The following is a 24,946-nucleotide window of genomic DNA, read 5'->3' on the forward strand; positions in this document are numbered from 1 at the left end:
CATCCTCCCTTCCCAACCAAGGATCATCCAGCCATGACCGAAAACGCAGCTCTCCATGCCGAAGTCCTCGTCCTGGGCGGTGGCCCCGGCGGCTATACCGCGGCTTTCCGCGCCGCCGACCTGGGCAAGCGGGTCGTCCTGGTCGAACGTTATCCGACCCTGGGCGGCGTCTGCCTCAACGTCGGCTGCATCCCGTCCAAAGCCCTGCTGCATGTGGCCCAGGTCGTCCACGAAGCCGCCGAAGGCTCCAGCTTCGGCGTCAAGTTCGGCCCGCCCGAAATCGATCTCGCCAAGGTCCGCGATTATAAAAACAAGGTCGTGAAAACCCTGACCACCGGACTCGCCGCCCTCGCCAAGCAGCGCAAAGTCACCGTGGTGCAGGGCGTCGGCCAATTCGTGTCCGACAAGACCCTGGCGGTCGAGACCGCCGAAGGCCCGAAGGCCATCGGTTTCGATGCTTGCATCATCGCGGCGGGTTCCCAGCCGGTGAAGATTCCCGGCTTCCCCCACGACGATCCTCGCCTGATCGATTCCACCGGCGCCCTGGAACTGGCCGAGGTACCCAAGCGGTTGTTGATCGTCGGCGGCGGCATCATCGGCCTGGAAATGGCGACGGTCTACCACGCCCTGGGTTCCGCCATCAGCGTGGTGGAATTGATGGACCAGCTCATTCCGGGGTGCGACGCCGACCTGGTCAAGCCCCTGCACCAGCGCATCAAGAAGCAATACCAGAACATCTACCTCCAGACCAAGGTGGTCCGCATCGAGCCGGAAGCCGAAGGCTTGCGGGTGTTCTTCGAGGGCGAGGGCGCGCCCGAATCCGAACTGTTCGACCGGGTCTTGGTGGCGGTGGGGCGGCGTCCCAACGGCAAGCTGATCGGGGCCGAGCAGGCCGGGGTGCGGGTGGACGAACGCGGTTTCATCCCGGTCGATGCCCAGCAGCGCACCAATATCCCCCACATCTACGCCATCGGCGATATCGTCGGCAATCCCATGCTGGCCCACAAAGCCACCCACGAAGCCAAGGTCGCGGCGGAAGTCATCGCCGGGCACAAGGCGGCGTTCCAGGCGCTCACCATCCCCTCGGTGGCCTATACCGATCCCGAAATCGCCTGGATGGGGCTGACCGAAACCCAGGCCCTAGCCCAGGGCGTCGAGCATGACAAGGCGGTGTTTCCTTGGGCCGCGAGCGGTCGGGCGCTGGGTATCGGTCGGCGCGAGGGCTTGACCAAGATACTCTATGCCAAGGATAGCCAAAGGATTCTGGGCGCGGGTATCGTCGGCACCAATGCCGGGGAATTGATCGCGGAAACCGTATTGGCCCTGGAAATGGGGGCCGATGTGCAGGATATCGCCTTGACCATCCATCCGCATCCCACTTTGTCCGAGACCTTCGCCTTCGCGGCGGAAATGGCGGAGGGGACGATTACCGATTTATATATCAAGAAATAACGATCCTTCCAGCAAGCCCGTAGCCCGTGACAATATCGCCGATGATGACGACGAACGAGAATCCACGCCCGCCCGCCGCCGATCCCGTGGTGGGTTTATCGCTGGTGGTGCCGGTGTTCAACGAGGAGGAGGCGGTCGGATTATTCCTCGATAGGATAAACCGGGTTTTCGAGGGGCATGCTTCGGTAGCGGTCGAGGTGGTCTTCGTGAACGATGGCAGCACCGACCGTACCCTGGAGTGTTTGCTGGAACTCCAGCGGGAAAACCCCTGGGTGCGGATCGTCGATCTGAGCCGCAATTTCGGCAAGGAAGCCGCCTTGACCGCGGGCCTCCAATACGCGGGCGGACAGGTGGTCGTGCCCATCGATGTGGATTTGCAAGACCCGCCCGAATTGATACCGGCCATGATCGCCCGATGGCGGGAAGGCTATGAAGTCGTGCTGGGACGCCGGATCAACCGCGATACCGATTCCAGGGCCAAACGCTTATCGGCGGATTGGTTCTACCGTATCCATAACTGGATGTCGGAGTCCCAGATTCCCGAGAATGTCGGGGATTTCCGCTTGATGGACCGGGCCGTGGTCGATGCCTTGAATGGCTTGCCGGAATCCAGGCGCTTCATGAAGGGCTTGTTCGCTTGGGTGGGATTCCGCACCGCCGTGGTCGATTATGTGCGCCCGGAGCGTTCGGCGGGCACGACCAAATTCAACGGCTGGCGTTTATGGAATTTCGCCCTGGAAGGACTGACTAGTTTCAGCACGATCCCGTTGCGGGTTTGGAGTTATATCGGCGGCTTGGTCGCCTTGGCATCGTTCGTTTACGGCCTTTATATTGCGTTGCGGGTGCTGATCCATGGGATCGATATGCCTGGGTACGCTTCTATTTTCGTCGCGGTCACTTTTCTGGGGGGCTTGCAGTTGCTCGGTATAGGTATCATCGGTGAATATCTGGGTCGCACTTATATCGAATCCAAACGGCGTCCGGTGTTCCTAATCCGTCATATATATGAATCCAAGAATTGAACGATGGATGTTAAAGAAATAGATATTTTGGGCGACGATATCGCGGGCCATTGGTATTACCAGTCCAAGGCGCGGGCGATGCGGCAACTGCTCGGCGGGGACGAACCTGGAAAGATATTGGATGTGGGCGCGGGTTCGGGGTTTTTCTCCCGTTATCTGCTCGCCACCACCCAGGCGGCGGCGGCCTGCTGCGTCGATATCAGCTATGGGGCGGATTCGGAAGGCGGGGAGGGGGGTAAGCCCGTCTATTACCGGCGCTCGGTGGAGCGGTCCGATGCCGATTTGGTCTTGCTGATGGATGTGCTGGAACATGTGGACGACGATGCCGGACTGCTCGCCACCTATGCCGACAAGGTGCCGCCCGGCACGCGCTTCCTGATTTCGGTGCCGGCCTTCCAATTCCTGTGGAGCGGGCACGACGAATTCCTCGAACACAAGCGGCGCTATACCCTGGCCCAGCTCGAAGCCGTGGCCGGCCGGGCCGGTCTCGAAGTGAAATATGGGGGATATTATTTCGGCTTGGTGTTTCCCCTGGCCTGGCTCACCCGCTTGGGAAGCCGGTGGTTGCGGCGGGAAGAAAGTCCGGCGCGTTCGCAACTCAAACGGCACCATCCCTGGGTGAACGCGCTGCTCGGCGCGGTTTGCCGGGTGGAATTACCGTTCGCCCGGTACAACCGGCTGGCCGGTCTGACCGTGTTTTGCTTGGCGGTACGCGCCTGAGACCGGCTCGGGCCGAGCGCGGGCCGTCCGTCCCCGGTTGCCATTTCCCTCCTTCCGGTGGGTTTGGCGCGGTACCCCTCCCCGTAAGGCCCGCCGGAAGCTTCCCATTCAACGACAACCGCGGTTGGCCCCGCCGGACTCCCGGATTGCCTGGGCCGATGCCAGCCGCTCCCGCCCACTGGGGTTCCATGATTTTCTTCAAAAAGCACTTGGGTATCGAAACCGCCCGCTTTTGGCGCGAGTTCATCATCGCGGGTCGCTTCGGCATGGTGGGGGCCACCGCCACGGCGGTCCATATCACGGTGGTGTGGCTGTTGGTCGGGACGGGGTGGTTCCCGGTGTTGGCCGCCAATTTGGTGGCGTTCCTGACGGCTTTCGGCATTTCCTTCACCGGAAATTATTGCTGGACTTTCAGCAGGCCCGGCTGTCCACGCCGGGCGTTGGCGAGGTTTTTCTTGATTTCCGGGAGCGCGTTCACGGCCAATACCGTGGTGCTGGCGGCCTTGTTGCGGACCGGATGGCTCGCGCCCCAGGTCGCCGCCGTGGCCTCGGCGGCGCTGATTCCCGTGATCACCTTTCTCGCCAGCCGGTTGTGGGTATTCCGCGCATCCATGGCGGGGTCCGGGGCAAACCCGGTGGGCACCGGTCTCGCGATGTTCAGCGGCGGGAACCGGGCTGGGTGGATAGCGGCATTGCCCGTGGTTTTGGGGATGGCCGCATTCTGGATGGTGGTCGGGCCGAGGGTATTGGATCCGACCAATATCGCGTGGCTCGGCGATGGCGATCCCGCCACCCATTATCTGGGATGGCAGTTTTTCCGGCATTCCGATTGGCATTTTCCCCTGGGCCTGAATCCCGATTATGGCCTCGAATTGGGCAATGCCATTGTCTTTTCCGACTCGAATCCCCTGATGGCGTTCCTGTTTAAACCGGTGGCGGCCCTGTTGCCCGAACCTTTCCAGTATTTCGGGTTATGGATGCTGGCCTGCTTCATCTTGCAGGCGTGGTTCGCCTGGAAACTGCTTGGATTGGTTGTCGATAGTCAGGCGATACGCGCTTTGGGCTGCGGGTTGTTTTTGTTTTCCCCGCCGATGATTTGGCGCTTGAATGGGCATATCAGCCTGATGGGGCATTTTTTGATCCTCGCCGCCCTTTATCTGGTTTTGTGTCCTTGGTCAAAACGGCGCTCGCCGGCTTGGGCCTTGTTGCTGGGGGTGACCGCCCTGGTCCATTCCTATTTCCTGGCGATGGTCGCGGCCTTGTGGCTGGCCGATCTGGTTGGACAAGCCCGTTTGGGCAAGCGCGGTTTCCGTGGTGTACTTGCCGAACTCATCCTGGATTTGGCGATGATTGGCACCATATGTTGGCAAGCGGGCTACTTTAGTATCAATGGTGGTATGATCGCCGGGGGTTATGGATATTACCGGATGAATTTTCTGTCCCTTTTCGACGCCGATGGCTGGTCGTATGTCCTGCGGGATATACCGGGCGGGGGTGGGGATTACGAGGGTTTCAATTTCTTGGGGTTGGGCGTTGTTTTCTTATTGATTTGGTCGATCCCACCCATGATCAGAATGCGCCCGGTCTGGATGGGCGCGGTTCGGAAAAGGCCCGCCTTGGTATGTCTGTTCATCGCCTTGAGCGTTTTCGCGCTCTCCAATAACATCGGTATCGGGCCTTATAATATCGAATTCGCGCTGCCGGAATGGGGAACGCGGCTGGCCAATACCTTCCGTAGTTCGGGGAGGATGTTCTGGCCCGTGTTCTATGTCCTGCTATTGACGATTATTTACGTGATCGCCAGGGCGCATGAAAAACGGGTGGCTGTGGGTTTGCTGGCCGTGGCCCTGGCTGTTCAGGTGGTGGATACCGGGGCGGCTTGGCGGGATTTCCATGCGAGGTATATGGCGACCCCGGCGGCGGAATGGAAAACTCCTTTGCGCGACCCTTTCTGGGCCGAGGCAGCGACCCATTATAAGAAAGTCCGCTGGGTCCGCCCGGAAAACCATACCCCGGATTGGCAGGTGTTCGCGGCCTACGCGGGCCGTTATGGCTTGGGGACCGATGCCGTCTACCTCGCCAGGGTCGGCGCGGAGCCATTGGCTGCGGCCCAGGCCCAGGCCGGGGAAGCCATCGCCACCGGGCGCTACGAGCCGGATTCGCTCTACATCGTCGAGGAGGCCGTGCTGGGTCCGGCCCTGCTCGGCCTCGATGCCAAAACCGACCTATTGGCCCGGATCGATGGTTTCAATGTGCTGGCTCCGGGCTGGAAAACCTGCGCCGCATGTGGGCCTGTCGCCGGCGGGTTGTCCTTGACCGATATTTTTCCGCCGATCCGGGTGGGCGAGCGGATTCAATTCACACGTTCCGCCCCCGGCACCGCCTATCTAGTGGCGGGGTGGTCGGGGCCGGAGCCGTGGGGAACATGGTCGGAGCGGTCCGCGGCCAAGCTCAGGTTGCCGTTATCGAGCGCCGACGCCCAGGAAATCCTGATCGAGGCCAACGCCCTGGTGGCTTCCCCGCATCCCGAGCAGGCGGTCGAGGTGTGGATGAACGGGGTTTTGGCCGGTACCGAGCGCCTGGCCCAGTATTCCGGCAACCAAATCCGCATGGCCATCCCCCAATCCGTCCGCGACCAGTTCGGGACGGACCCGGTTTTGAACCTGAAATTCAAATTCCCCGGCGTGGTCCGCCCGGTGGATATCGGCCTCGGCGACGACAAGCGCCACCTCGCGCTGGGGCTCATCGCCATCACCGTGCGCTGAGGCTCGCCCCGCCGCTACCCGTCCCTCCGCACCACCCGGAGCAAGCCCAGGGCGCTCTCGGCCCAGGTTCGCCAGGGCAATCCTTGGGAGCGGGGCTGTGCGCCCTGGGCCCATAGCTCCAACCAGTCCCGGACCGCCCGCGCCAGCGCCTCCGGCGTGTGGCCCTCGAAGAAATAGGCGCGGTCCTGGGCCACTTCCCGGAATACCGGAATATCGCGGGCGATGATCGGCAGGCCATGCTGGGCGGCTTCGATCAATGGCAGGCCGAAACCTTCCCCCAGGCTGGCGGCGATCAGGCAGGTGGCGGCGGCGTAGACCCGCCCCAGGTATTCGTCGCTGATCCCTTCCAGCCAGAAGAGGCGCTGGCCGAGTTGGGGATGTTGGCGCAGATTCTGGACGGTTTCCGGGATATCGCGCCGGGCGGGGTCGGGCAAATCCCGCCAGCCTTCCTTGCCGACGATCACCAGATTGGCTTCCACGCCCGCGTCCCACAGCCGGGAAAAGGCTTGGATGGCTTGCAGGTATCCCTTGCGCGGCTCGACGGTGCCCACCATCAGGAAACTGGGGCGGGCCTGTAGGGCGGCGAGTACGGCGTCCGCGTCTTCGGGCAGGCCCATGGAAGGCGCGGAATTCGCGAAATCCGCGCCGTGATGGGAATAGCCGATATGGAAGTGCCCGGCGCGGTCCGGCGTTTCCGCCGCCAGCCAAGCCGCCAGATCGTCCGCGACCGCCTGGGAGATGCAAACCGCGCCGTCGAACTGGGCGATGGCCCGCAGCCAGCGGGCATGGTTGAGCCCGGCCCCCGGCGCGAATACTTCCGGCATCCGCACCGGAAGCAGGTCGTGGACCATGAAATACACCCGAACCCCGTGGTTGCGGTAATGGGCGAACAAGCCGGCTTGCTCGGCCTGGATCAGCCGGTCCCCGGAAATATCCAATCCCACCAGGAGATCGCCGCCGTCCGGTTCCACCCACTCGTCCGCCAGCGCGTCCGGGGGGCAGCCCAGCAGTTCCAAGGCGTAGCGCCGGGAGTAGCGGTATTGCCAACCGGCGGCGGACTGTTCCAGGTAGACCGGCTCGACCCGGAACCCTTCGGGCGGCGCGTTCAGCAAGGCCAGGGTCAGCGCCCGCGCCACCCGCTCGATGCCGGTTTTGAGGTCGTGGTGGCAGGTCGCCGAAACATCCAGCAGCAAGCGCCGCCCGGCCCGCCGGGGCGGGAAATCCGCCGCCAGCGCCCGCGCCAGTCCGGCCCGCTCGGCGTCGGTGGGCCGCCAATCCGGGGCTGCGGCGAGGGTGTCGATCAAGGCCGGCAGGGCCGTGGCGGCGGCGTGGTGGAAATGCTCGATGGCGGCGGCGTAGCGGGCGGCGCAGGCCACCGGGGAGTGCCGGGCCGCGATGGCTTCCCTGGCTTTCGCGCCCAGTCCGGCGCGTGTTTCCGCCGAGCACCACAGGGTTTCCAGGGCTTCGACCAAATCGGCGTCGGCGAAGCCGTCCGCCAGCATCCAGACCGCGTCCTGGGGGAGTTCGGCCATCGACCCATTGGCGTTCACCACGGTGGGCAGGCCGTGGGCCATGCAGTCGAGGACCGTCCCCGAGGTTTCGCCGCGGGAATGGGTCCGCAATTGCACGGCCAAATCCGCCGCCGCGAGATAGCGGCGGTAGAGCGGCGCGTCGGCCCAGCCGGTGATGGCGATGCGGTCTTCCAGGCCGTGGGCGTGGATGGTCGCGAGCAGCGCCGCGCCATAGTCCCCGCCATGGTTCTCGCCGACGAACACCAACTGGCAGCGCCCGGAACGGGCCAGGTCCGAGGCCAGCCATGCTTCCAGCAGACGGTGGTTCTGCTTGGTTTCCCCCAGCAGGCCGAAGCTGCATACCAGGAAGTCGGATTCCGCCAAGCCCAGCCCGGCCCGGATCGAAGCGCGGTCCGGGTTGTCGGTGCCGATCCGCAAATGCGGGACCACCGCCCAGTCCTGGGGGAAATCCGGCCCGTACCAATCCTGGGCGAGGCGGCGCGAATATTCCGAATGCACGATGACGCCCTGGGCTTGGCGGAGGATGTCGAGGTTGGCCGGGAACACCCGTTTGACTTCGTCGATATCCGCGAGATAACGGTCCCGCACCGCGCCATAGCCATGGGCGGCGTAGAGCGCCGCGGTCCAGACCGGGCCGGAGTCGGCGCAGAGTTCCTGGTAGGACATCAGGCCGCTCAGATAGAAATCATGCAGGACCACGGTGCCGGGGACCGCTTGCAGCAGGGCCACCATATGCCAATGGAAGGGCGAATTGCCCATCTGGTAGACCACGCGGTCGAGGGAAGCCCGGTTCGCCAAGAGCCAGGGCACGTCCCGGATGGGGCAATGGGCCTTGATCCAGGGATCGGATACCGCGGCTTGGTCCACCACGGCCTCGATGTCGTAATGGGCGGCCAGGGCGGGCAGCAATTCCGCGCTGTAATCGGCGATGCCGGTGCGTTCCGGCGGCAGGGGCGACACGAAGGCCAGCCGCGGACGCCGCCCCGGCGGCGGGGCGCTGGGCGGCGGTGGCGAGCGCCGCGCCCACAACCGCTCGAATGCGGCCAAGGCCCGGCGGGCGCTCTCGTCCCAGGAGAAACGGGCGGCTTGGCGGAGGCCATGGGCCTGTAATTCCGCGCGGAAAGCCTCGTCGCCCAGCGCCCGGCCCATGCGCGTGGCGATGGAGCGGGCATCCATCGGGTCGAACAGGGCGTCTTCGCGCCCGACCACTTCCGGCAGGCTGGAGGTGTTGGCGGCGATGACCGCCGCCCCACAGGCCATGGCCTCCAGGGCGGGCAACCCGAAGCCCTCGTGCCAGGACGGGAACACGAACAAGCGGCACAGGTTGTAGAGCTGGACCAATTCCTCGTCCGGGACGTAGCCGGTGAACACCACCTCGTCGCCGCCCAGCCCGAGCGCCTTGGCCCGGCTCCGCAATTGCGCGAGGTCTGTCGCGCAGGATTTGCCCGCCAAAACCAATTGGTGCGCGTTCCGCAGGCCGCGGGGTAGGGCGGCGTAGGCTTCCAGCAAGCGGGGCAGGTTCTTGCGTTCGTCGGTGCCCCCGGTGTAGAGGACGAAGGGCCGCGCGCATCCCCATTCCGCCATGAGGGCGGCGGCTTCGTGGGCCGGGATGGCGCTGGGCTTGAACCGCCCGTCCACGCCTTCCGAGGTGTTCACCACCCGTTCGCCCGCCACGTCCAGGCAGGCCAGGGTTTCCGCCTTGGACGATTCCGAAACCGCCAGCAACAGGTCGGCCTGCCGCAAATAGCGGGCCTTGCGCTGGTAGAAGCGGTCGTAGGCCGGTTGGGGCTTGAGGTAATGTTCCGGGTTCAAGAGCGGGATCAGGTCGTGGACGGTGACGCAGACCGGCGTGGTCCGGTCGAAGCGGCCAATGCTGACCACCGCGTCGTCGATGAAGCCCTCGAACAGGCTGGGGATGAACACGATATCCGGTGCCAAACTGGCCAGGAAGGCTTCCCGGATCGGCTCGGCCCCATCGCGCCGCCCCTGGTTGGCCGGGTCGTCCTCGCGCACCGGTCCCGGCGCATACCAGACCCGGATCTGGCTGGGCGGCAAGAGGTCGGCGAAAGCGGCGCGGATGGGCTGGATCGAATCCGATAACAGGCCGTTCAGCGCCAAGACGATTTCATGCCCGCCCCGGTGGCGGATGATGGCTTCTACAAGCGACAGGGTATAGCGGCCTATGCCGCGGAAGCGGCTTTCGGTCTGCGCCCCCTGCAGGTCGATGACGATACGCATCGAAGATTTCCCCTTGGGTGTCTTATGGGTTGTTGTCGGTTTTGGCTTTCAATGCCAGATAGATGCGGCGGGCCTCGGGCGTCAGGGTGGGCAGCAGGGCGCTTTCGTCCAGGCCGGGATCGGGCGCGCCGGGGGTGGCGACATGGAGCTTGCCTTGGCCATCGACCACGACCACGCCGGTGTTGAGGGCGACGCGCCGCAGGCGGCGATGCAGCCAGGGAAAGCAGGTCTTGAGCAGCGTACTCAGCGGATGGCCGAGGGCCGGCGTGGACAGCAACCGGTGGATGGAGGCCGCCAGGAGCGGGCGCAGGGTTTGCTTGGTTTTGACGCTGGTGTGCCAAGCCGCCGAAAAATCGCCTTTGACGATTTGCCGGGCGAGGCGCAGGGCTTGGGCCAGGGGGCGGCGGGCGTGGCTCGCCTGCAACCGGCTGGAAAGTTCGGTCGAGGCGAGCTTGGCGTATTTGGCTTGGATGGCGGCTTGCCGGGCGAGGTCTTCCGCTTGTGCGGCCTGGGCTTCGGCCTGCCGGGCGCGGGCCAGCGCCTGTTCGGCCTGGGCTTCGGTTTGTTGGGCGCGGGCCAGCGTTTGCGCGGCCTGGGTTTCGGCCTGCCGGGCGCGGGCCAGCGCCTGCGCGGCCTGGGCTTCGGCTTCGCGGACGAGTTCGGCGAGTTGGGCTTGGCCGTGCCGGAGCGCGGTTTCCAGGTCCGTGCCCCGCGTTAGCGCCTGCCCGGCCTGGGCCAGCGCTTGTCCGGCCTGGGTTTGGGCCTGTTGGATACGCTCGGCCAATTGGGATTGGTAGCGCCGGGTCAGGGTGTCGAGATCGAGCCCGTATTCCGCCGCGAAGGGCGGGTCCATGGGGGCGGTGGCCATGGCGGGGGCCGCTTTCTGGGCCACGACGGCGTAGTCGGGGCTGGTCCCTTCGAACACGTTGTGGAGGGTCAGCGCCGTGGCGGGGTCGGATAAAGCCTTGGATTCCTGGAGGCGCAGGATTTTGTGGCGGGCGAAACCGCTGTGTTCGGCGAGGAAGGCGAGCAGGGCCGGCGGGATGGGGCGGCGGTGGGTCGGGTCGAGGTAGAACTCGCGGGTGGCGACCAGGATGTTTTCCGGGTTCGGGGTTTCCATGATGAGCAAGCCGCCCGGCACCAGGACGCGCAGCGCGTGCGCGACCAGGTCTTGCAGGCGCGGGAACGGGATGTGTTCCACGAAATGGAAGGCGGACACCAGCCCCAGGCTGGCATCCGGCAAGGCGGCGATGAAGTCGAGCGCGTCGCCGCGTTCGGCCTTGAGCCCGAGTTGGCGGCAGGCCGCCAACATGCCGGGGTCGAGGTCGATGCCGGTGGCGTCGAAGCCCAGCGAGGCCAGCAGTTCCAGCCATTCGCCCCGGCCACAGCCCAGGTCCACGGCCCAGGCCCCGCCGTCCAGGTCCAGCAAGGGCCGCACGAAGGGCAGGTAGACCTGTAGGCGGGATTGGATCAGCTCGCGCGAGCCGCGGTAGCGGTCCTCGAAAGCGAAGTAGAAGTTATCGCTCAACTGAGTTCTCCAGGGCTGGGGGTAGCCAGGCGACCCCGACGAAAGGGGTTTGGCCGATGTTGACGACTTTGAACACCAGGGCCAGGTCGCGCCATTCGTAGTTGCGGGTGATATGGACCGGCGAGGCGTGCAGGGCCACGGCGATGGAATAGGCGCCCTCGCCCAGGTTGGCGGCGAAATGGAAGATGGATTCCGCGCGGGCACCTTTGGGCACGGCGGCGAGGGGGCGGTCGAGGTGGTGGGTGTTGGTGCCGAACACCGGCTGTCCCAGCCGGTCCTTGATCATATAGCCCACGACCAATTCCGGGAGGTCGGCGTTGGCCTGGGCGGTGATTTTGAGCTTGACCTTTTGGCCGACGTGGACGAACTCCACGGGCGCGTCGTTCGCGTCCAGCAGCGCCACGTCGAGGATGCTGGCCTCGCCGGTGCCGGAGACGGTCCGCACCTTGCCATCGTCGAGGAAGGATTGCTCGACCTTGCTGTTTTCCTTCTGGGCGATCAGGGCGTTGTAGAAATCCATCACCGTTTCGGGATCGCCGTCCTGGATGACGCGGCCCTGGTCGAGCAGGATGGCCCGGTCGCAAATCGCCTGGATGGCCCCCCGGTCGTGGGAGACGATGAGCAGGCTGCTGCCCTGGCGTTGGAACTCGCGGATGCGGGCGAAGCTCTTGTGCTGGAAATAGGCGTCCCCCACCGACAGCGCTTCGTCGATGATGAGGATATCGGGCCGGTGGGCGGTCGCCACGGCGAAGGCGACCCGCATCTGCATCCCGCTGCTATAGGTCCGCACCGGCTGGTCGAAGTATTCCCCGATCTCCGCGAACGCCTCGATGGCGTCGATCTCGGCGTCGATCTGGCCGGGGGAATGGCCCATCAGCCCCGCCGCGTGGTAGGCGTTTTGGCGGCCGGTGAGTTCGGGATGGAAACCCATCCCGAGTTCGAGGATGGCGGCGATGCGGCCCCGCACCGCGACGCCGCCCTCGGTGGGCCGGAGCGTCCCGGCGATGATCTTCAGGAGGGTGCTTTTGCCCGCGCCGTTCTGGCCGGCGATGCCGACGGCTTCCCCCGGTTGGAGGGCGAAGGACACTTCCCGCAGCGTCCAATGTTCCTCCCGTGGACGCAGGGGCAGGCCGAACCAGGAGAGGACGCGCCGCCATTCGCCGCCGAAATCGCGGTAGGCTTTGCCCAGACGGGAGACTTCCAGCAGGGCGCTCATAGGGCGTCCACCATGTCTTCGCCGGCCCGCCGGTACAGGAACAGGGCCAAGCCCAGCGAAACCCCGGCCCACAGGGCCGGATAGGCCAAACCGGGCCAATCCGGGGCGCGGCCATACATGAGGATGGCTTGGTAGCCGGTCACGATGGGGGTCATGGGGTTGTAGGCCAGCCAGCCGGCGTAGTGGGCGGGCAAGACCTGCGGGGCGTAGACGATGGGGGTGAGCCAGAACCAGAACTGGAGCGCGATGGGGAGGGTCTGGCCGATATCGCGCAGGAAGACATTGACGATCCCGAGGCAGAGTCCGAGACCCGCCGCCAATCCCAGCGTCAGCAGGATCAGCGCCGGCAGCCATAAGCCCTGCCAAGTGGGCGGGTGTCCCAGCAGGCCGAACACCGCGAGGATGGCGGCCAGCAGCAATAGGTTGTTCAGTAAGGCGCCGCCGACCACGATGAGCGGCAGGGCGAGCTTGGGGAAGGCCATTTTCTTGAGCAGCGGGCCGTTATCGATGAAGACCGTGAGGCTTTGCCCCAACACCTCGGCGAACAGCGACCAAGCCGCCATGCCCGCCATCAGATAGATGGCGTAGGCGTGTTTGTTGTCGATGCCCGGTAGCCGCGCGGCCAGCACTTCCGACAGGACCAGGGCGTAGATGGCCACTTGGGCCAAGGGATGCAGGATCATCCACAGCCCACCCAAACGGCTGCGGGCGAAACGGACGACCAATTGGTTCTTGATGGAACTGGCGATGAAATGACGGTATCGCCAAACCGGGAGCAGGATCGCTTTCATCAATGGGTATGGTTCGGAATGAACGGTGGATTATCGCCGCCCATCGCGCTTTTCGGGAACCCTGTGGCCTGCAATCGCCGGCGCGGGGGTGGCGTCGGGATGCCATGGAAATCTAGCCGCGATCCTGGGGCGCAAGGCTCCGGGCGCTGCGGATGCGTGGAGGATCATTGGGATTGGGCCGGGCCGTTCACTGGCGGACCCGCGATCCAGGGGCGCAGACTTTACCAAAGCCGGGCCTGTTATTATAGGTGCGGATCAGGGCCGCTTGGAAAGCGCCCCCCGTGGGCGGCCTTCCCGCCCGGCCTGTCGGCAAGGCCGGGGCGCGAACCGCGGTTGGCGTGGTTACAGCCCGAATGGGAAAACGTACAAACCGAGGTTTGTACTCCAGACATTGGAATGGGACGCGGAGAACCCCCTTGGGATGGCTTTATCCTAGTTTGAAGAAGAATATCCTGGCGCGTTGGGTTTGGCGCTGGGTCAAATGGGTGGCCGCCACCCCGCCTTGCGCCGCCTTGATCGACAAACTGGCCCAGGCCAATAGCGCGAACCCCCGCGACGGCCTGCCCCGCGAAGTCCTGCTTCCGCTGATCGATATCGACCCGCGGCGGGGCGGGCAGAAAAAAGCGCTGGTGGTCGTCCCCTATGTGACCGATAACGCCTATTTCAATCTGGTGGAATACCTCGATAAAACCTTGATCGATCTGGGGTATGATATCCATGCCGTCGTGCATAATGGCGAGGGGATAGCGGCAAGAAAACCCTGGTGGACCTCCTATTATTATGTCAGGGCCACGACCGGCAAATTCCTTTCACTGTATCGGGATAAAGGCCGGAAAATACCTATCGACAACCATCGCGTGGACGATTGGTGCGGTCCCGAGCTGATGCAGTTCGTGGCCGCTTTGCACGGGTTTTTGAAATTCGACCTGTGCGTGGTCCATTATGTGTTTTTCTCCAAGGTTTTCGAGGTGTTCGATCACTCCGTCGCCAAGTGGTTGGTCACCCATGATGTTTATTCGGAGCGCAATGCGCGACTCCTGCGCCATGATTTGGAACGCAGCCTATGGTTTTCGACCACGCTGGAAGAGGAAAAAAAAGGATTGATGCGGGCCGATCAAGTATTCGCTATCCAGGAGGCCGAAGCCGATTTCTTCGCTGGCTTGGTGGGACGGGAGCGGGTCGTTACCCTGCCGTGGATGCCGGCAAAGCGCTATATCCAGCGCCAGGCTTACCGGGAAAAGCCAATATTGGGGTATCTGGCCTCGGATTATCTCAATAATGTCAAGGTGTTCGAGGATTTCTATCGGCGCTTCGCCGCCAATCCGGTGTTGGCGGAACATTTCAACTTGTGGGTGGGTGGGCGTATCTGCACGGCCATCGAAAAGCGCAAGCAATACCCCAAGGCCCGGTTTTGCGGGGTATTGGACGAGGTCGGGCCGTTTTATGCCCAGTGCGATTTGATGGTGAACCCGGATTTTTTCGAGAGCGGTTTGAAACTCAAGGGGATCGAGGCGCTTGCGTATGGGATGCCCTTGGTCACTACCATCCAGGCGACCCGTGGCCTGGGCTTGACCGATGGGTTCCATACTTGCGCTGACCTGGACGCCGTATGCGCCGCGCTCGAAGCCATCGCCCAGGACCATACCTTACTCGGCACCATGGCCGAAGCTTCCCGGCGGACCTACGACAATCTCTGTGTGAAATACGATGCCAAGCGCATCCTGGAAAGGGTCATCGCGGATCATGGATATCCAAAAATATGGGATGACGCGGCATGAAATATTGTTTGCATAATCTCGTGCTGCCGGGTTTGGATTTCGGCGCGCCCGTCGAACTCTATGCCAGGACTGATAGGCATTGCCGGGTTTCGTTGGCACGGCGCAAGCTCTATTTCAAGGCGACAGGTCGGGTTGCTTTCGATACCTATTTCAATGGCTTTTCCGTGGAAACCTGGAAGCGGGTTTGTGGAATATCCAAGCTAAGTTTGCTCCTATATGGCCAAGGCAGTTTTGTGGCGAGGATCGGACTCCATCGCGCCAGCCATGAACAGACCCGTGCCGGGCATCGTTTCCGCCAAGTCCAGCGCTGGTGGGATGAGCGCGAAATCGAACTGCGCGATGGCGAACCCGGCGGATTCGATTTGCCATGCTGGGATCAAATCGAAACTGGAATGCTGTATCTCGAATTGGAGGCGCTGGGGGAAGGGCGCTTGGATTCGGGGTTTTTCGCGACCACAAACCCGCCACCGCACCGGGTGAAGCTGGGTATTGTGATTACCCATTTCAATCGCAAACAATATGTATTACCGGCCATCCGGCGCATCGCCGCTGGATTGCGGAATCAGCCGGAGTGGTTGGACCGTATCGGCTTGGTCGTGGTGGATAATTCGAGGACTATCGATGCCGCCGAGGCGGTGGGAGCCACTTTGATCCCGAGCCGGAATCTCGGGGGTTCGGGAGGGTTTGCGCGGGGCTTGTTGTATTTGCAGGACGAAGGTTCCTTCACCCACGGCCTGTTCATGGACGACGACGCATCGTGCGAATTGGAAGCGATATTCCGCGCCCATGCGTTGTTGAGCTATGCGCGGACGCCGAAATCCGCGGTGGCGGGGAGTTTATTGCGTGAGGACGAGCCTTATCGGCTTTTTGAAAAGGGCGCGAAATTCGATGGCGCTTGCCGCTCGCTGAAATCCGGTTTGGATTTGCGCCAAGTGGGCGATTTATTGGCAGCCGAGCGCACCGAAATCCGGCCCGATTATGGCGCTTGGTGGTTTTTCGCCTTTCCTCTTGCCGAGGCCCGCTCTTATCCTTTCCCTTATTTCGTGCGGGGCGACGATGTCATGTTCGGAATCGCCAATGATTTTGCGATCCATACCCTCAATGGGATCGGTGGCTGGGGCGGTGATTTTGGCATCAAAAAAAGCCCTTGGACCAGCTATCTGGATATGCGCTCCCATTTACTGAATTCCATGATGCTGCGGAATAAAAGCTTGGCCTTCCTGGCGGCGTTATTCGCCTATAACCTGGGGCGGCAGTTGTTTTCTTATAATTACGCTTCGGCCCGTGCGATCAATCTCGCCTTGGCCCATTTGCTCGAAGGAGCCGGATTTTGGCGGCGGAATATCGATACCGTGGCGATCAGGGAGGAAATCGCGGATTTCGCGGGCGCGGAGGCATTGGTGCCGGTGGATGCTTTGGACTTGGATGCTGTTCATCGGGAGGATCGGCCCGAATCCTGGCCGCGCCGGTTATTGCGGATATTCAGCTTGAATGGCTTCCTGTTGCCTGGATGCTGGCTCGATGATAGGGTTTTATATCAGCCCAAGGGTTTCTATGGTTCGGCCAAGGCGATTTTTTTGCATAGGCGGGTATTGTACCAATGCGAAGGGCTGGGTATCGGTTATCTAGCCAGTCATGATAAACGCCTATTTTTCACCGAATTAGTGCGCGGGGTGCGTTTGATGTGGAGTTTGTTGCGCCAAGGCCAGAGGCTGCGTGCGGAGTATCGGTCGGCGGTCGTGGAATTGGCTTCCCCCGCGTTTTGGCGTGGCGTGTTCGCTATGGATACCCGGTCCGGGTAAAAAATCCTTATGAGCGGATTTTCCACAATGGGCAAGCTAGGCGTGGTGGGGGCCGGTTTCTCCGGCGCGGTCATCGCCCGGCAACTCGCCGAAGCGGGGTATGTGGTCGAGATATTCGAGCGGCGCGACCATGTGGCGGGCAATTGTTATACCCGGCGCGATCCCGAAACCGGCATCTTGGCCCATGTGTATGGGCCGCATATTTTCCATACCGACGACGAGCGGGTATGGCGCTATGTCAATCGCTATGCCCAATTCGAGCCTTATACCAACCGGGTCAAGGCCGTGGCCGGGGGACGGGTATTTTCCCTGCCGATCAATCTATTGACCATCAACCAATTCTTCGGCAAAACCTTCGATCCCCGGCAAGCCGCCGCGTTCGTGGCGGGGTTGGGCGATGCTAGTATCGTCGATCCGCAATCCTTCGAGGAACAAGCGCTGCGCTTTGTCGGGCGCGAGTTATACGCGGCGTTTTTCGAGGGATATACGATCAAGCAATGGGGGGTGTCGCCCGCCGAACTCCCCGCGAGTATCCTCAAGCGCCTGCCGGTGCGGTTCAATTACGATGATAATTATTTCGCCCACCGTTATCAGGGAATGCCGCACGCGGGTTATACCGCCCTGGTCGAGCGCTGGCTGGACCATCCCGCCATCACCATCCATGTGGATACCGCTTTCGAGCGGGAAGTGTGCGGGGATTATCTCCATGTGTTCTATAGCGGTCCTATCGATGCTTGGTTCGGATATACCGAAGGCCGCTTGGGCTATCGGACCTTGGATTTCGAGCCGATCCGGGGCCAGGGGGATTTCCAGGGTTGCGCGGTGCTGAATTATTGCGACCGCGATGTGCCCTATACCCGGATCAGCGAACATAAGTATTTCGCGCCTTGGGAGCGGCATGATAAAACCCTGTGCTTCAAGGAGTTCAGTCGTTCTTGCGGGCCTTCCGATATTCCATATTATCCGATCCGGCTGGTCCGCGAGAAAACCCAACTGGGCCGCTATGTCGAACGGGCGCGGGCCGAGCGCGGAGTGACTTTCGTCGGGCGCTTGGGGACTTATCGCTATCTCGATATGGATGTCACCATCCGCGAAGCCCTGGAAACCGCCGATCTATTCCTGGCCGCCCGCCGTTTGGGCGTGGCCATGCCTGCCTTCGTCCACGATCCCCTGGCCTGATGGAAACGCCGCCGCCCAAAATCGTCGCCGTGGTGGTGACCTATCACCGCCCGGTCGAATTACGCCTGGTGGTCGAAGCCGTGCTGAACCAGACCCGGCCCCCCGAAGCCATCGTGGTGTTCGATAACGGCGGGCCGGCGGCGGCGGCGGAGGTGCTGCGCGGCTGCGGCGGACGGGTCGAGATCGTCCGCAGCGCCGCCAACCTGGGCGGGGCGGGGGGCTTCGCCGGGGGCTTGGCGCGGGCGCTGGAACTGGGGGCGGATTGGGCTTGGCTGATGGACGACGACGCCGTGCCCGGCCCCGGTGCCCTGGCGGCTTTGCTGGCGGTTTTGCCCGGTTTGCCGGAACGCGCCGGGGCCGTGTGCGGCGCGGTGCGCGAGTACGGGGCCTTGGCCTTGCGCCACCGCCGCGATTTCGAGCCTTGGTTCGGCGGGGAACGGCCCTTGGCGGCGCGGGCCTACCGCCGGGCGGCGGTGGAGATCGCGACCGGCTCGTTCGTGGGTTTCATGGTCGCCGGGGAGGCCGTCCGCGATGCGGGCTTGCCCGAGGCGGGATTCTTCCTGGCCTACGACGACACCGAGTATTCGCTGCGGCTGCGGGCGCGGGGCTGGCGCTTGTGGTTGGTGCCGGGCAGCGTGATCGAGCATCTGAGGACGCCGGAAGCCCGCTTGCGCGGCGGGCCGTTCGGGGCCAAGCATTATTTCAATATCCGCAACCGCATCGTGGTGAAACGCCGTTACAGCCGCTTCCCGTTCTGGGCCGGGTTGGGCGGCGTGGCGTTCGGCGGGCTGTTATGGCTGGCGGCGCGGGGTTGGCGGCGGCCCGGCGGCCTCGCGCTCCTGGCGCGGGCCGTCGCCGATGGTTGGCGCGGGCGCTTGGGCCCGTATCCCGGCTGAGTCCTCAGCCCCGCGCCCGCAAGGGTTCCGGCCGGGCGGTGGCCGGCTCGGGTCCGGTGGCCAGGAAAGCCCTGGGATCGAAGCCCATGTCCCGCGTGGCCGGGCCATGGTCGAAGCACATGTCCAGGTTGATCCGGTTCGCCATTTCCGGCGTCAGGTGGCGGTAGATCGGCAGGCAGGACAGCCCGCGCAGGAAAATCCGGAAGGCCGGCAAGGGGATGGTGACGATGCGGGTCGGTTGGCCCTGGCTGTGCGCGATCCGCTCCACCATTTCCCGGTAGGTCAGGGTTTCCCCGCCGCTGAGGTTGTAGGCTTTGCGGTGGGTCCGGGGGTTGTCCAGGGCTTGGACGCAGGCGCGGGCCAAATCCTCGGCGTGGACCGGCTGGCGCAGGCCGTGGCCCGAACCCACCAGCGGGAAGAAACCGAAGCGGCGGACGAAATTGGCGATGGTGGTGACGTTCTTGTCCCGGCCCAGGCGGTAGACCAGGGTGGGGCGGAACACCGTCCATTCCATGCCATGGGTCGCGCACAGGTCCGCCAGCCGGTCCTCCGAATTCTTGAGGCCATGGGCCATCAGGCGTTCCTTTTCGTAGCTGGATTGGAACTTGGTGAACAGGCTGGTCGAACTGAAGCCGATCACCCGCCGCACCCGGCTCCCGGCCAGTTTCTCGACCAGGGGCGGCAGGGTCCACAGCGGGGCCAGGTGGACGATGGCCTCGGCTCCGAAGGCGTCGCCCGGATCGTCCTGGGTGATATCGAGCCGGTGCCAATGCAGCAAGGGATGCGGGACGCGCCGGGGGGGATTGCGGCTGAGGGCGTGGACCTCGAATCCCAAGCCGGCCAGTTCCGGCAGGAGGTAATCCCCGATCAAGCTGCTCGCGCCCGTGACCAGGATTTTCCGGTGCCCGCCGCCGGGGGGCGGGGGGAGGGGATGGGGGGGTTCCGTTAGCATGGGCGTGGGTTTGGGGATGAAAGTATGGGTCAAGAGGTATCCCATGGCCCGGACCAGGAATCTCATCCCTATCGCCATGAGTACCAGCCACATCAGCATGGCGGGGTATTGCCGCCTGAAGAATTTCCGGTAGAACCTGACCATGCCCTTGTGTTTGTAATACTCGACCGAGATCGGCCGGGAATGGCTGCATACCCCCCCGACATGCAGGATTTCGACCGTGGGCACGAACAGTATCTCCAGGCCCGATTGATGGAAGCGCATACACCAATCGAGGTCTTCGCAGTGCATGAAATAACCCTCGTCCATCAGGCCCACCCGGTCCATGGCGCTGCGCCGCACCAGCATGAACGCCCCCGAGATCGCCTCGACCTCCACCGGCTGGTCCGGCATCGGCTGTCCGGTCTGGACATAGCTTTCGAAGCGGGGATTGTATTTGGCGAGGATGCTGAGCTTGGTGAGGCGGATGAAGGTGCGCCAGGGCGTGGGCACGCTGCGGCGGCAGCCGGCCTGTTCGCTGCCGTCGGGGTTGCGGATCAGGCAGCCCGCCATTCCCGCGTCCGGGCGGGCCGCCATGGTTTCCAGCATCCGGGCCAGGGTATCCGGTTGGATGATGCAATCCGGGTTCAGGAACAGGAGATAATCCCCCCGCGCCCAGGGGATCGCCGCGTTATTGGCCTTGGCGAAGCCGAGGTTATCGGCGTTCTCGATGATTTTCAAGCGCGGTTCGCCAGGGAAGCGCCGCCGCAAGTCGGCGATGCTGGCATCCTGGGATCGGTTGTCCGCCACGATGATTTCGACCGGCGCGGTCGAGGCCAGCGCCGAGCGCACGCATTCCGATAATAAGGGGCCGGCGTTGAAATTCACGATGATTATGGAGATAAGGCTCATATTTTCCTGCACCTGGGTTTGTCTATCCATTGAGGCGCGGAATCTTGGATTCCGCCGTTATCCCTAGTGTTATGGTTATGGTCGGTCTCGGGCGGCCCGGAGGCCGGGGTTGGCTCCGGGCGGGGCATGGGGATTCGGTGTGGCGCTGGCCTGGGGTCTTGGCTGGGAATGGAATGGGCGGCGTGTCCGCGATCCGGCGGGGAGGCTAGCCCGGTTGGCGCAGGCGCGCCTCCGTTTTGGCGTGGATGCCGCCGAAGCCGCCGTTGCTCATGAACACGAGGTGGTCTCCGGGGCGGCAATCCTGGGCCAGCCGGTCCAGGATGGCCTCGTGGCTGGCGCTGACGCTGATATGGGCCGCGCCCTGGGTGGCGGCGGCGGCGTCCCAGCCCAGGTCTTGCGGTTGGTAGATGATGGCGTGGTCGGCGCTCTTGAGCGAATCGGCCAAGGTGGCGGCGTGGACCCCCATCTTCATGGTGTTGGAGCGGGGTTCCAGCACGGCGATGATGCGCTCGGTCCCGACCCGCGCCCGCAAGCCTTCCAGGGTGGTGGCGATGGCGGTGGGATGGTGGGCGAAGTCGTCGTAGAGGGTGATGCCGTTGACGCAAGCCCTGATTTCCAGCCGCCGCTTGACGCTTTTGAAGCGGCAGAGGGCCGGGATGGCCTGGGCCGGGTCCACCCCCGCGTGGTGGGCGGCGGCGAGGGCGGCGAGGGCGTTGTGGACGTTGTGCCTGCCGGTCAATTCCCATTCCACCGTGCCGCATTCGCGGCCGTCGTGGACGACCAGGAAGCGCCCGCCCTCCGGCGACAGCAGCCGGTAGCGCCATGCGGCCTTTTGGGCGCTTTCCGCCGGGCCGGTATGGGAGACCGGGGTCCAGCAGCCCATCCGCAGGACTTCGGCCAGATTATTGTCCCACTCGGGGGCGATGATGAGTCCGTTGCCGGGGATGCTGCGCACCAGATGGTGGAATTGGCGCTGGATAGCGGCGAGGTCGGGGAAGATATCGGCGTGGTCGAACTCCAGGTTGTTGAGGATGGCGGTGCGCGGGCGGTAATGGACGAACTTGGAGCGCTTGTCGAAGAAGGCGGTGTCGTATTCGTCCGCTTCCACCACGAAATAGCGCCTTCCGCCGATCCGCGCCGACACCCCGAAATCCAGGGGCACGCCGCCGATCAGGAAACCGGGATTCAGCCCGGCCTGTTCCAGGATATAGGCCAACATGCTGGTGGTGGTGGTCTTGCCGTGGGTGCCCGCCACGGCCAGCACCCAAGTGCCCTTGAGCGCGTGGTTGTACAGCCATTGCGGGCCGGAGGTGTAGGCCAGCCCCAGGTTCAGCACCGCCTCGATCTCGGGGTTGCCCCTGGACACCGCGTTGCCCACCACCACCAAATCGGGCTGGGGCGAGAGGTTGGCGGGGGAATAGCCCGACATCAGGCGGATGCCCTGTTCCGCCAGTTGGGTACTCATGGGGGGGTAGACATTCTGGTCCGAGCCGGTGACGTGGTGGCCCAACTGCTTGGCCAGGATCGCCAGCCCGCCCATGAAGGTGCCGCAGATGCCCAGGATATGGATATGCACTTTGAAGTCCTCGTTGATCGTCGCCCAGGCCGGTGTGTGCCCCCGGCCGGGACTTTATGTTTAAACTATCCGCCCGCTTGAACGCCGCCAGCCGTGTTGCCACCGATGAGCAAGAAATACCGTATCGATATCAGCGCCGTCACCCAATACCTGGAATCGCAGTCCGCGCCGGAGGAAGGGCGCTATGTGTTTTCCTATACCATCACCCTCCACAACGCCGGGGAGGCCCCGGCCCGGTTGCTGACCCGGCATTGGATTATCACCGACGCCCATGGCAAGGTACAGGAAGTGCGCGGCGATGGCGTGGTGGGCGAGAAGCCCCGGCTCGCGCCCGGCGAATTCTTCCGCTACACCAGCGCCGCCATGATCGCGACCCCGGTCGGCACCATGCGCGGCGAATACCGGATGGTGGGCGACGATGGCGAAGCCTTCGACGCCGATATCCCGTCCTTCACCCTGTCCATCCCCCGGACCTTGCACTGAGCCATGGCGATCTACGCCATCGGCGATGTCCAGGGCTGCTATGCCGAACTGCGCCTGCTGCTGGACCGGCTCAAGTTCGATCCGGCCCGCGACCGGCTATGGTTCGCCGGGGATTTGGTGAACCGGGGGCCGCAATCCCTGGAAACCCTGCGCTTCGTCCGCGCGCTCGGCCCGGCCGCCACGGCGGTCCTGGGCAACCACGATCTGCATTTGCTGGCGGTGGCGGCGGGGGTGTCGCGCACCAAGCACCGCGATACCTTCGGCGATGTGCTGCACGCGCCCGACCGCGAGGAATTGCTGGATTGGCTGCGGCGGCGGCCCCTGCTGTACGGCGAAGGCGGATTTTACCTGATTCATGCCGGGCTGCCGCCCCAATGGCGGATCGAGGACGCCGCCGGTTATGCCCGCGAGGTCGAGGCTTGCCTGGCCGGGGACGACACCGGGGAATTCTTCCGGCGCATGTATGGGGATACGCCCAACCGTTGGTCCGAGGGGCTGGAGGATTGGGACCGGCTGCGCTTCACCATCAATTGCCTGACCCGGATGCGCTATTGCACGGCGGAGGGCCGCCTCGATTTCAAGGAGAAAGGCGCGCCGGGCAGCCAATCCAAATCCCTGCTGCCCTGGTTCCAGGTGCCGGGGCGCCGCAGTCGGGACGCCACGATCATGTTCGGCCATTGGTCCACCCTGGGTTTTTATGCCGGGGAGGGCGTGTTCGGGTTGGATACCGGCTGTTTATGGGGCGGGGCCTTGACCGCCCTGCGCCTGGACGGGGACAGGGCGCGGACCAGCGTCCCCAGCCTCAACGGCGGCCATCAGCGGCCCCGGCTGTCCGATTGATGTGTGCCAAGCCGCTGAAGTCCAAAGCCCGCTTTGGGCATTGCCGCAACCCGCCAAAGCCGGCTTTGGACGCCAAAAGCCCAATGGCATCGACCCGGAATCCACCTCCAACAAGCCACCCATGATTATCGCCGTACTCAATCAGAAAGGGGGCGTCGGCAAGACCACGCTCTCCGTCAACCTCGCCGCCGCCCTGGCTTTATCGGGCCAGCGCAGCCTGTTGATCGACGCCGACCCCCAGGGCAGCGCCCTGGACTGGCAAGCCGCCCGCAAGGGCGGAAGCCTGTTCCCCGTGGTCGGCCTGGCCAAGCCCATCCTGCATAAGGACGTGCCGGGCCTCGCGGCGGGCTACGACCATGTGGTCATCGACGGTCCGCCCCGCGTCAACGAATTGGCGAAATCGGCCATCCTCGCCGCCGATGCCATCCTGATCCCGGTGCAGCCCTCGCCCTACGATGTCTGGGCGGCGGACGAGATTGTCAAGTTGATCCAAGAAGTGGCCTTGTACAAGGAAAGCCTGCGCGGCCTGTTCGCCATCACCCGCAAGATCGGCAACACCGCCATCGGGCGCGACGTGGCGGCGGCGCTCAAGGGTTATCCCTACCCGGTGGCGGCGACCGCCATCGGCCAGCGGGTGGTGTTCGCCGAAAGCGCCGCCACCGGCTTGTCGGTCCTGGAAGCCGAGCCGAAAGGCATGGCGGCCAAGGAAATCCGTTCCCTCCTGCGCGAAGTATTGGAAAGCTGAAATGGCAAAGAAAAAATCCGTAGCGATCACCCGCAAACCCAATGCCATCCGGGAAATCCCCGCCGATGAGCCCACGGCGACCCGCCACCAAAATGGTCCCGCCGTCTTCGACCTGGCCCTCGACCCGCCCACGGGGCCGGTCCATGTCCAGCCCGTCGGCCCGGAAGCCGCGAAGCCTGCCGCCAAAGGCGCGGCGGGCACGGCCTGTCCTCTGGGCAAGCTGGTCTATGGCACGGTGTTCGGGATTTCCTATGGCGTGGTGTTCACGGCGATCCTCCTGGGCAAGCTGATTCCTGGGAGCGGCTTGATCCGGCGGTCCATGGGCGACGGGGCGGTTTCGGCGGAGCGGTTTTTCGAGGCGGGGCCGGCGCGGGAGGAAGGGTTCGGGCCGGGGCGGTTGCGGGCGTAGCCAGTATCGTTCGGTTTTATCGAAAAGCCCTGCCGTGATGGCGGGGCTTTTTTGTTGGACGCGGCCCATGCGCCAGCATCCCTGCGGCACGGAAATTGACCCACCCACCCAAAACCATTTCCCAACGTCCG

The 24,946-nt window shown here is 63.9% G+C and carries 18 protein-coding genes; 12 read left to right on the top strand and 6 right to left on the bottom strand.

The genetic code is table 11. The annotated features are described in order from the left end of the window. The first annotated feature begins 33 nt into the window (after nt 1-33). The 4 genes from lpdA (at nt 34) to K5658_RS09085 (ending at nt 5,959) form a co-directional block, all read left to right on the top strand. Nucleotides 34-1,452 (top strand): dihydrolipoyl dehydrogenase, encoded by a 1,419-nt coding sequence (lpdA, locus tag K5658_RS09070; RefSeq protein WP_221066615.1) that lies wholly within the window; start codon nt 34-36, stop codon nt 1,450-1,452. Nucleotides 1,453-1,493: 41 nt separating this feature from the next. After that, nucleotides 1,494-2,474 carry a glycosyltransferase family 2 protein gene (locus K5658_RS09075; protein WP_246628601.1) on the top strand — a complete coding sequence of 327 codons (981 nt, stop codon included), beginning with the start codon at nt 1,494-1,496 and terminating at the stop codon, nt 2,472-2,474. A 3-nt stretch (nt 2,475-2,477) separates the two neighbouring features. After that, nucleotides 2,478-3,194, top strand: a complete 717-nt coding sequence (locus tag K5658_RS09080) for a methyltransferase domain-containing protein (protein ID WP_221066616.1) — start codon at nt 2,478-2,480, stop codon at nt 3,192-3,194. A 188-nt stretch (nt 3,195-3,382) separates the two neighbouring features. Further along, entirely contained in the window at nt 3,383-5,959 is a 2,577-nt protein-coding gene (locus K5658_RS09085) for a DUF6311 domain-containing protein (RefSeq protein WP_221066617.1), read from the top strand. Nucleotides 5,960-5,973: 14 nt separating this feature from the next. Here the strand turns inward: K5658_RS09085 and K5658_RS09090 are convergent, their stop codons facing one another. The 4 genes from K5658_RS09090 to K5658_RS09105 are packed head-to-tail and all read right to left on the bottom strand — an operon-like array spanning nt 5,974 to nt 13,264. After that, on the bottom strand, nt 5,974-9,729 hold the full coding sequence (locus K5658_RS09090) for a glycosyltransferase (protein WP_221066618.1): 3,756 nt from the start codon (nt 9,727-9,729) through the stop codon (nt 5,974-5,976). 22 nt (nt 9,730-9,751) lie between these two features. After that, on the bottom strand, nt 9,752-11,257 hold the full coding sequence (locus K5658_RS09095) for a class I SAM-dependent methyltransferase (protein ID WP_221066619.1): 1,506 nt from the start codon (nt 11,255-11,257) through the stop codon (nt 9,752-9,754). Beyond that, nucleotides 11,247-12,473: an ABC transporter ATP-binding protein gene (locus tag K5658_RS09100; protein WP_221066620.1), complete on the bottom strand. Its 1,227-nt coding sequence runs from the start codon at nt 12,471-12,473 to the stop codon at nt 11,247-11,249. Before K5658_RS09100 ends, K5658_RS09095 begins: the two co-directional genes overlap by 11 nt. Beyond that, nucleotides 12,470-13,264 carry an ABC transporter permease gene (locus tag K5658_RS09105; protein ID WP_221066621.1) on the bottom strand — a complete coding sequence of 265 codons (795 nt, stop codon included), beginning with the start codon at nt 13,262-13,264 and terminating at the stop codon, nt 12,470-12,472. Before K5658_RS09105 ends, K5658_RS09100 begins: the two co-directional genes overlap by 4 nt. Nucleotides 13,265-13,701: 437 nt before the next feature. Here K5658_RS09105 and K5658_RS09110 point away from each other — a divergent pair, with 437 nt between their 5' ends. Genes K5658_RS09110 through K5658_RS09125 form a run of 4 tightly spaced genes read left to right on the top strand, consistent with a single transcriptional unit; the run spans nt 13,702 to nt 18,919 of the window. Then, complete coding sequence (locus K5658_RS09110) at nt 13,702-15,042, top strand: glycosyltransferase (RefSeq protein ID WP_221066622.1); 1,341 nt, start codon at nt 13,702-13,704, stop codon at nt 15,040-15,042. After that, complete coding sequence (locus K5658_RS09115; protein ID WP_221066623.1) at nt 15,039-16,844, top strand: glycosyltransferase family protein; 1,806 nt, start codon at nt 15,039-15,041, stop codon at nt 16,842-16,844. Before K5658_RS09110 ends, K5658_RS09115 begins: the two co-directional genes overlap by 4 nt. 27 nt (nt 16,845-16,871) lie before the next feature. Continuing rightward, a complete protein-coding gene (locus K5658_RS09120) occupies nt 16,872-18,023 on the top strand; it encodes a UDP-galactopyranose/dTDP-fucopyranose mutase family protein (protein ID WP_221066624.1) in 1,152 nt (383 codons plus the stop codon). Next, complete coding sequence (locus K5658_RS09125) at nt 18,023-18,919, top strand: glycosyltransferase (protein WP_221066625.1); 897 nt, start codon at nt 18,023-18,025, stop codon at nt 18,917-18,919. Before K5658_RS09120 ends, K5658_RS09125 begins: the two co-directional genes overlap by 1 nt. A gap of 4 nt (nt 18,920-18,923) precedes the next feature. Here K5658_RS09125 and K5658_RS09130 read toward each other — a convergent pair whose 3' ends face one another. Further along, nucleotides 18,924-20,762: a glycosyltransferase gene (locus K5658_RS09130; protein WP_221066626.1), complete on the bottom strand. Its 1,839-nt coding sequence runs from the start codon at nt 20,760-20,762 to the stop codon at nt 18,924-18,926. A 205-nt stretch (nt 20,763-20,967) separates the two neighbouring features. Beyond that, nucleotides 20,968-22,338, bottom strand: coding sequence for a UDP-N-acetylmuramate:L-alanyl-gamma-D-glutamyl-meso-diaminopimelate ligase (mpl, locus tag K5658_RS09135; protein WP_221066627.1), 1,371 nt, complete (start codon nt 22,336-22,338; stop codon nt 20,968-20,970). A 105-nt stretch (nt 22,339-22,443) separates the two neighbouring features. Here mpl and apaG point away from each other — a divergent pair, with 105 nt between their 5' ends. From apaG to K5658_RS09155, 4 genes are all read left to right on the top strand, one after another. After that, entirely contained in the window at nt 22,444-22,821 is a 378-nt protein-coding gene (gene apaG / locus K5658_RS09140) for a Co2+/Mg2+ efflux protein ApaG (RefSeq protein WP_221066628.1), read from the top strand. A 3-nt stretch (nt 22,822-22,824) separates the two neighbouring features. Then, complete coding sequence (locus K5658_RS09145; RefSeq protein WP_221066629.1) at nt 22,825-23,661, top strand: symmetrical bis(5'-nucleosyl)-tetraphosphatase; 837 nt, start codon at nt 22,825-22,827, stop codon at nt 23,659-23,661. A gap of 121 nt (nt 23,662-23,782) precedes the next feature. Continuing rightward, a complete protein-coding gene (gene parA / locus K5658_RS09150) occupies nt 23,783-24,406 on the top strand; it encodes a ParA family partition ATPase (RefSeq protein WP_221066630.1) in 624 nt (207 codons plus the stop codon). A 1-nt stretch (nt 24,407) separates the two neighbouring features. Continuing rightward, entirely contained in the window at nt 24,408-24,815 is a 408-nt protein-coding gene (locus K5658_RS09155) for a hypothetical protein (RefSeq protein ID WP_221066631.1), read from the top strand. Nucleotides 24,816-24,946 lie beyond the last annotated feature (131 nt).

Source organism: Methylomagnum ishizawai, from assembly GCF_019670005.1.
Taxonomy (GTDB): Bacteria; Pseudomonadota; Gammaproteobacteria; order Methylococcales; family Methylococcaceae; genus Methylomagnum; species Methylomagnum ishizawai.

Coding starts and splice junctions, on each gene's coding strand:
- K5658_RS09130 (WP_221066626.1), bottom strand. CDS start 20,762: ATGAGCCTTATCTCCATAATCATCGTGAATTTCAACGCCGGCCCCTTA.
- K5658_RS09090 (WP_221066618.1), bottom strand. CDS start 9,729: ATGCGTATCGTCATCGACCTGCAGGGGGCGCAGACCGAAAGCCGCTTC.
- K5658_RS09145 (WP_221066629.1), top strand. CDS start 22,825: ATGGCGATCTACGCCATCGGCGATGTCCAGGGCTGCTATGCCGAACTG.
- K5658_RS09085 (WP_221066617.1), top strand. CDS start 3,383: ATGATTTTCTTCAAAAAGCACTTGGGTATCGAAACCGCCCGCTTTTGG.
- K5658_RS09100 (WP_221066620.1), bottom strand. CDS start 12,473: ATGAGCGCCCTGCTGGAAGTCTCCCGTCTGGGCAAAGCCTACCGCGAT.
- apaG (WP_221066628.1), top strand. CDS start 22,444: ATGAGCAAGAAATACCGTATCGATATCAGCGCCGTCACCCAATACCTG.
- K5658_RS09115 (WP_221066623.1), top strand. CDS start 15,039: ATGAAATATTGTTTGCATAATCTCGTGCTGCCGGGTTTGGATTTCGGC.
- K5658_RS09125 (WP_221066625.1), top strand. CDS start 18,023: ATGGAAACGCCGCCGCCCAAAATCGTCGCCGTGGTGGTGACCTATCAC.
- K5658_RS09080 (WP_221066616.1), top strand. CDS start 2,478: ATGGATGTTAAAGAAATAGATATTTTGGGCGACGATATCGCGGGCCAT.
- K5658_RS09105 (WP_221066621.1), bottom strand. CDS start 13,264: ATGAAAGCGATCCTGCTCCCGGTTTGGCGATACCGTCATTTCATCGCC.
- K5658_RS09120 (WP_221066624.1), top strand. CDS start 16,872: ATGGGCAAGCTAGGCGTGGTGGGGGCCGGTTTCTCCGGCGCGGTCATC.
- K5658_RS09075 (WP_246628601.1), top strand. CDS start 1,494: ATGATGACGACGAACGAGAATCCACGCCCGCCCGCCGCCGATCCCGTG.
- lpdA (WP_221066615.1), top strand. CDS start 34: ATGACCGAAAACGCAGCTCTCCATGCCGAAGTCCTCGTCCTGGGCGGT.
- parA (WP_221066630.1), top strand. CDS start 23,783: ATGATTATCGCCGTACTCAATCAGAAAGGGGGCGTCGGCAAGACCACG.
- K5658_RS09155 (WP_221066631.1), top strand. CDS start 24,408: ATGGCAAAGAAAAAATCCGTAGCGATCACCCGCAAACCCAATGCCATC.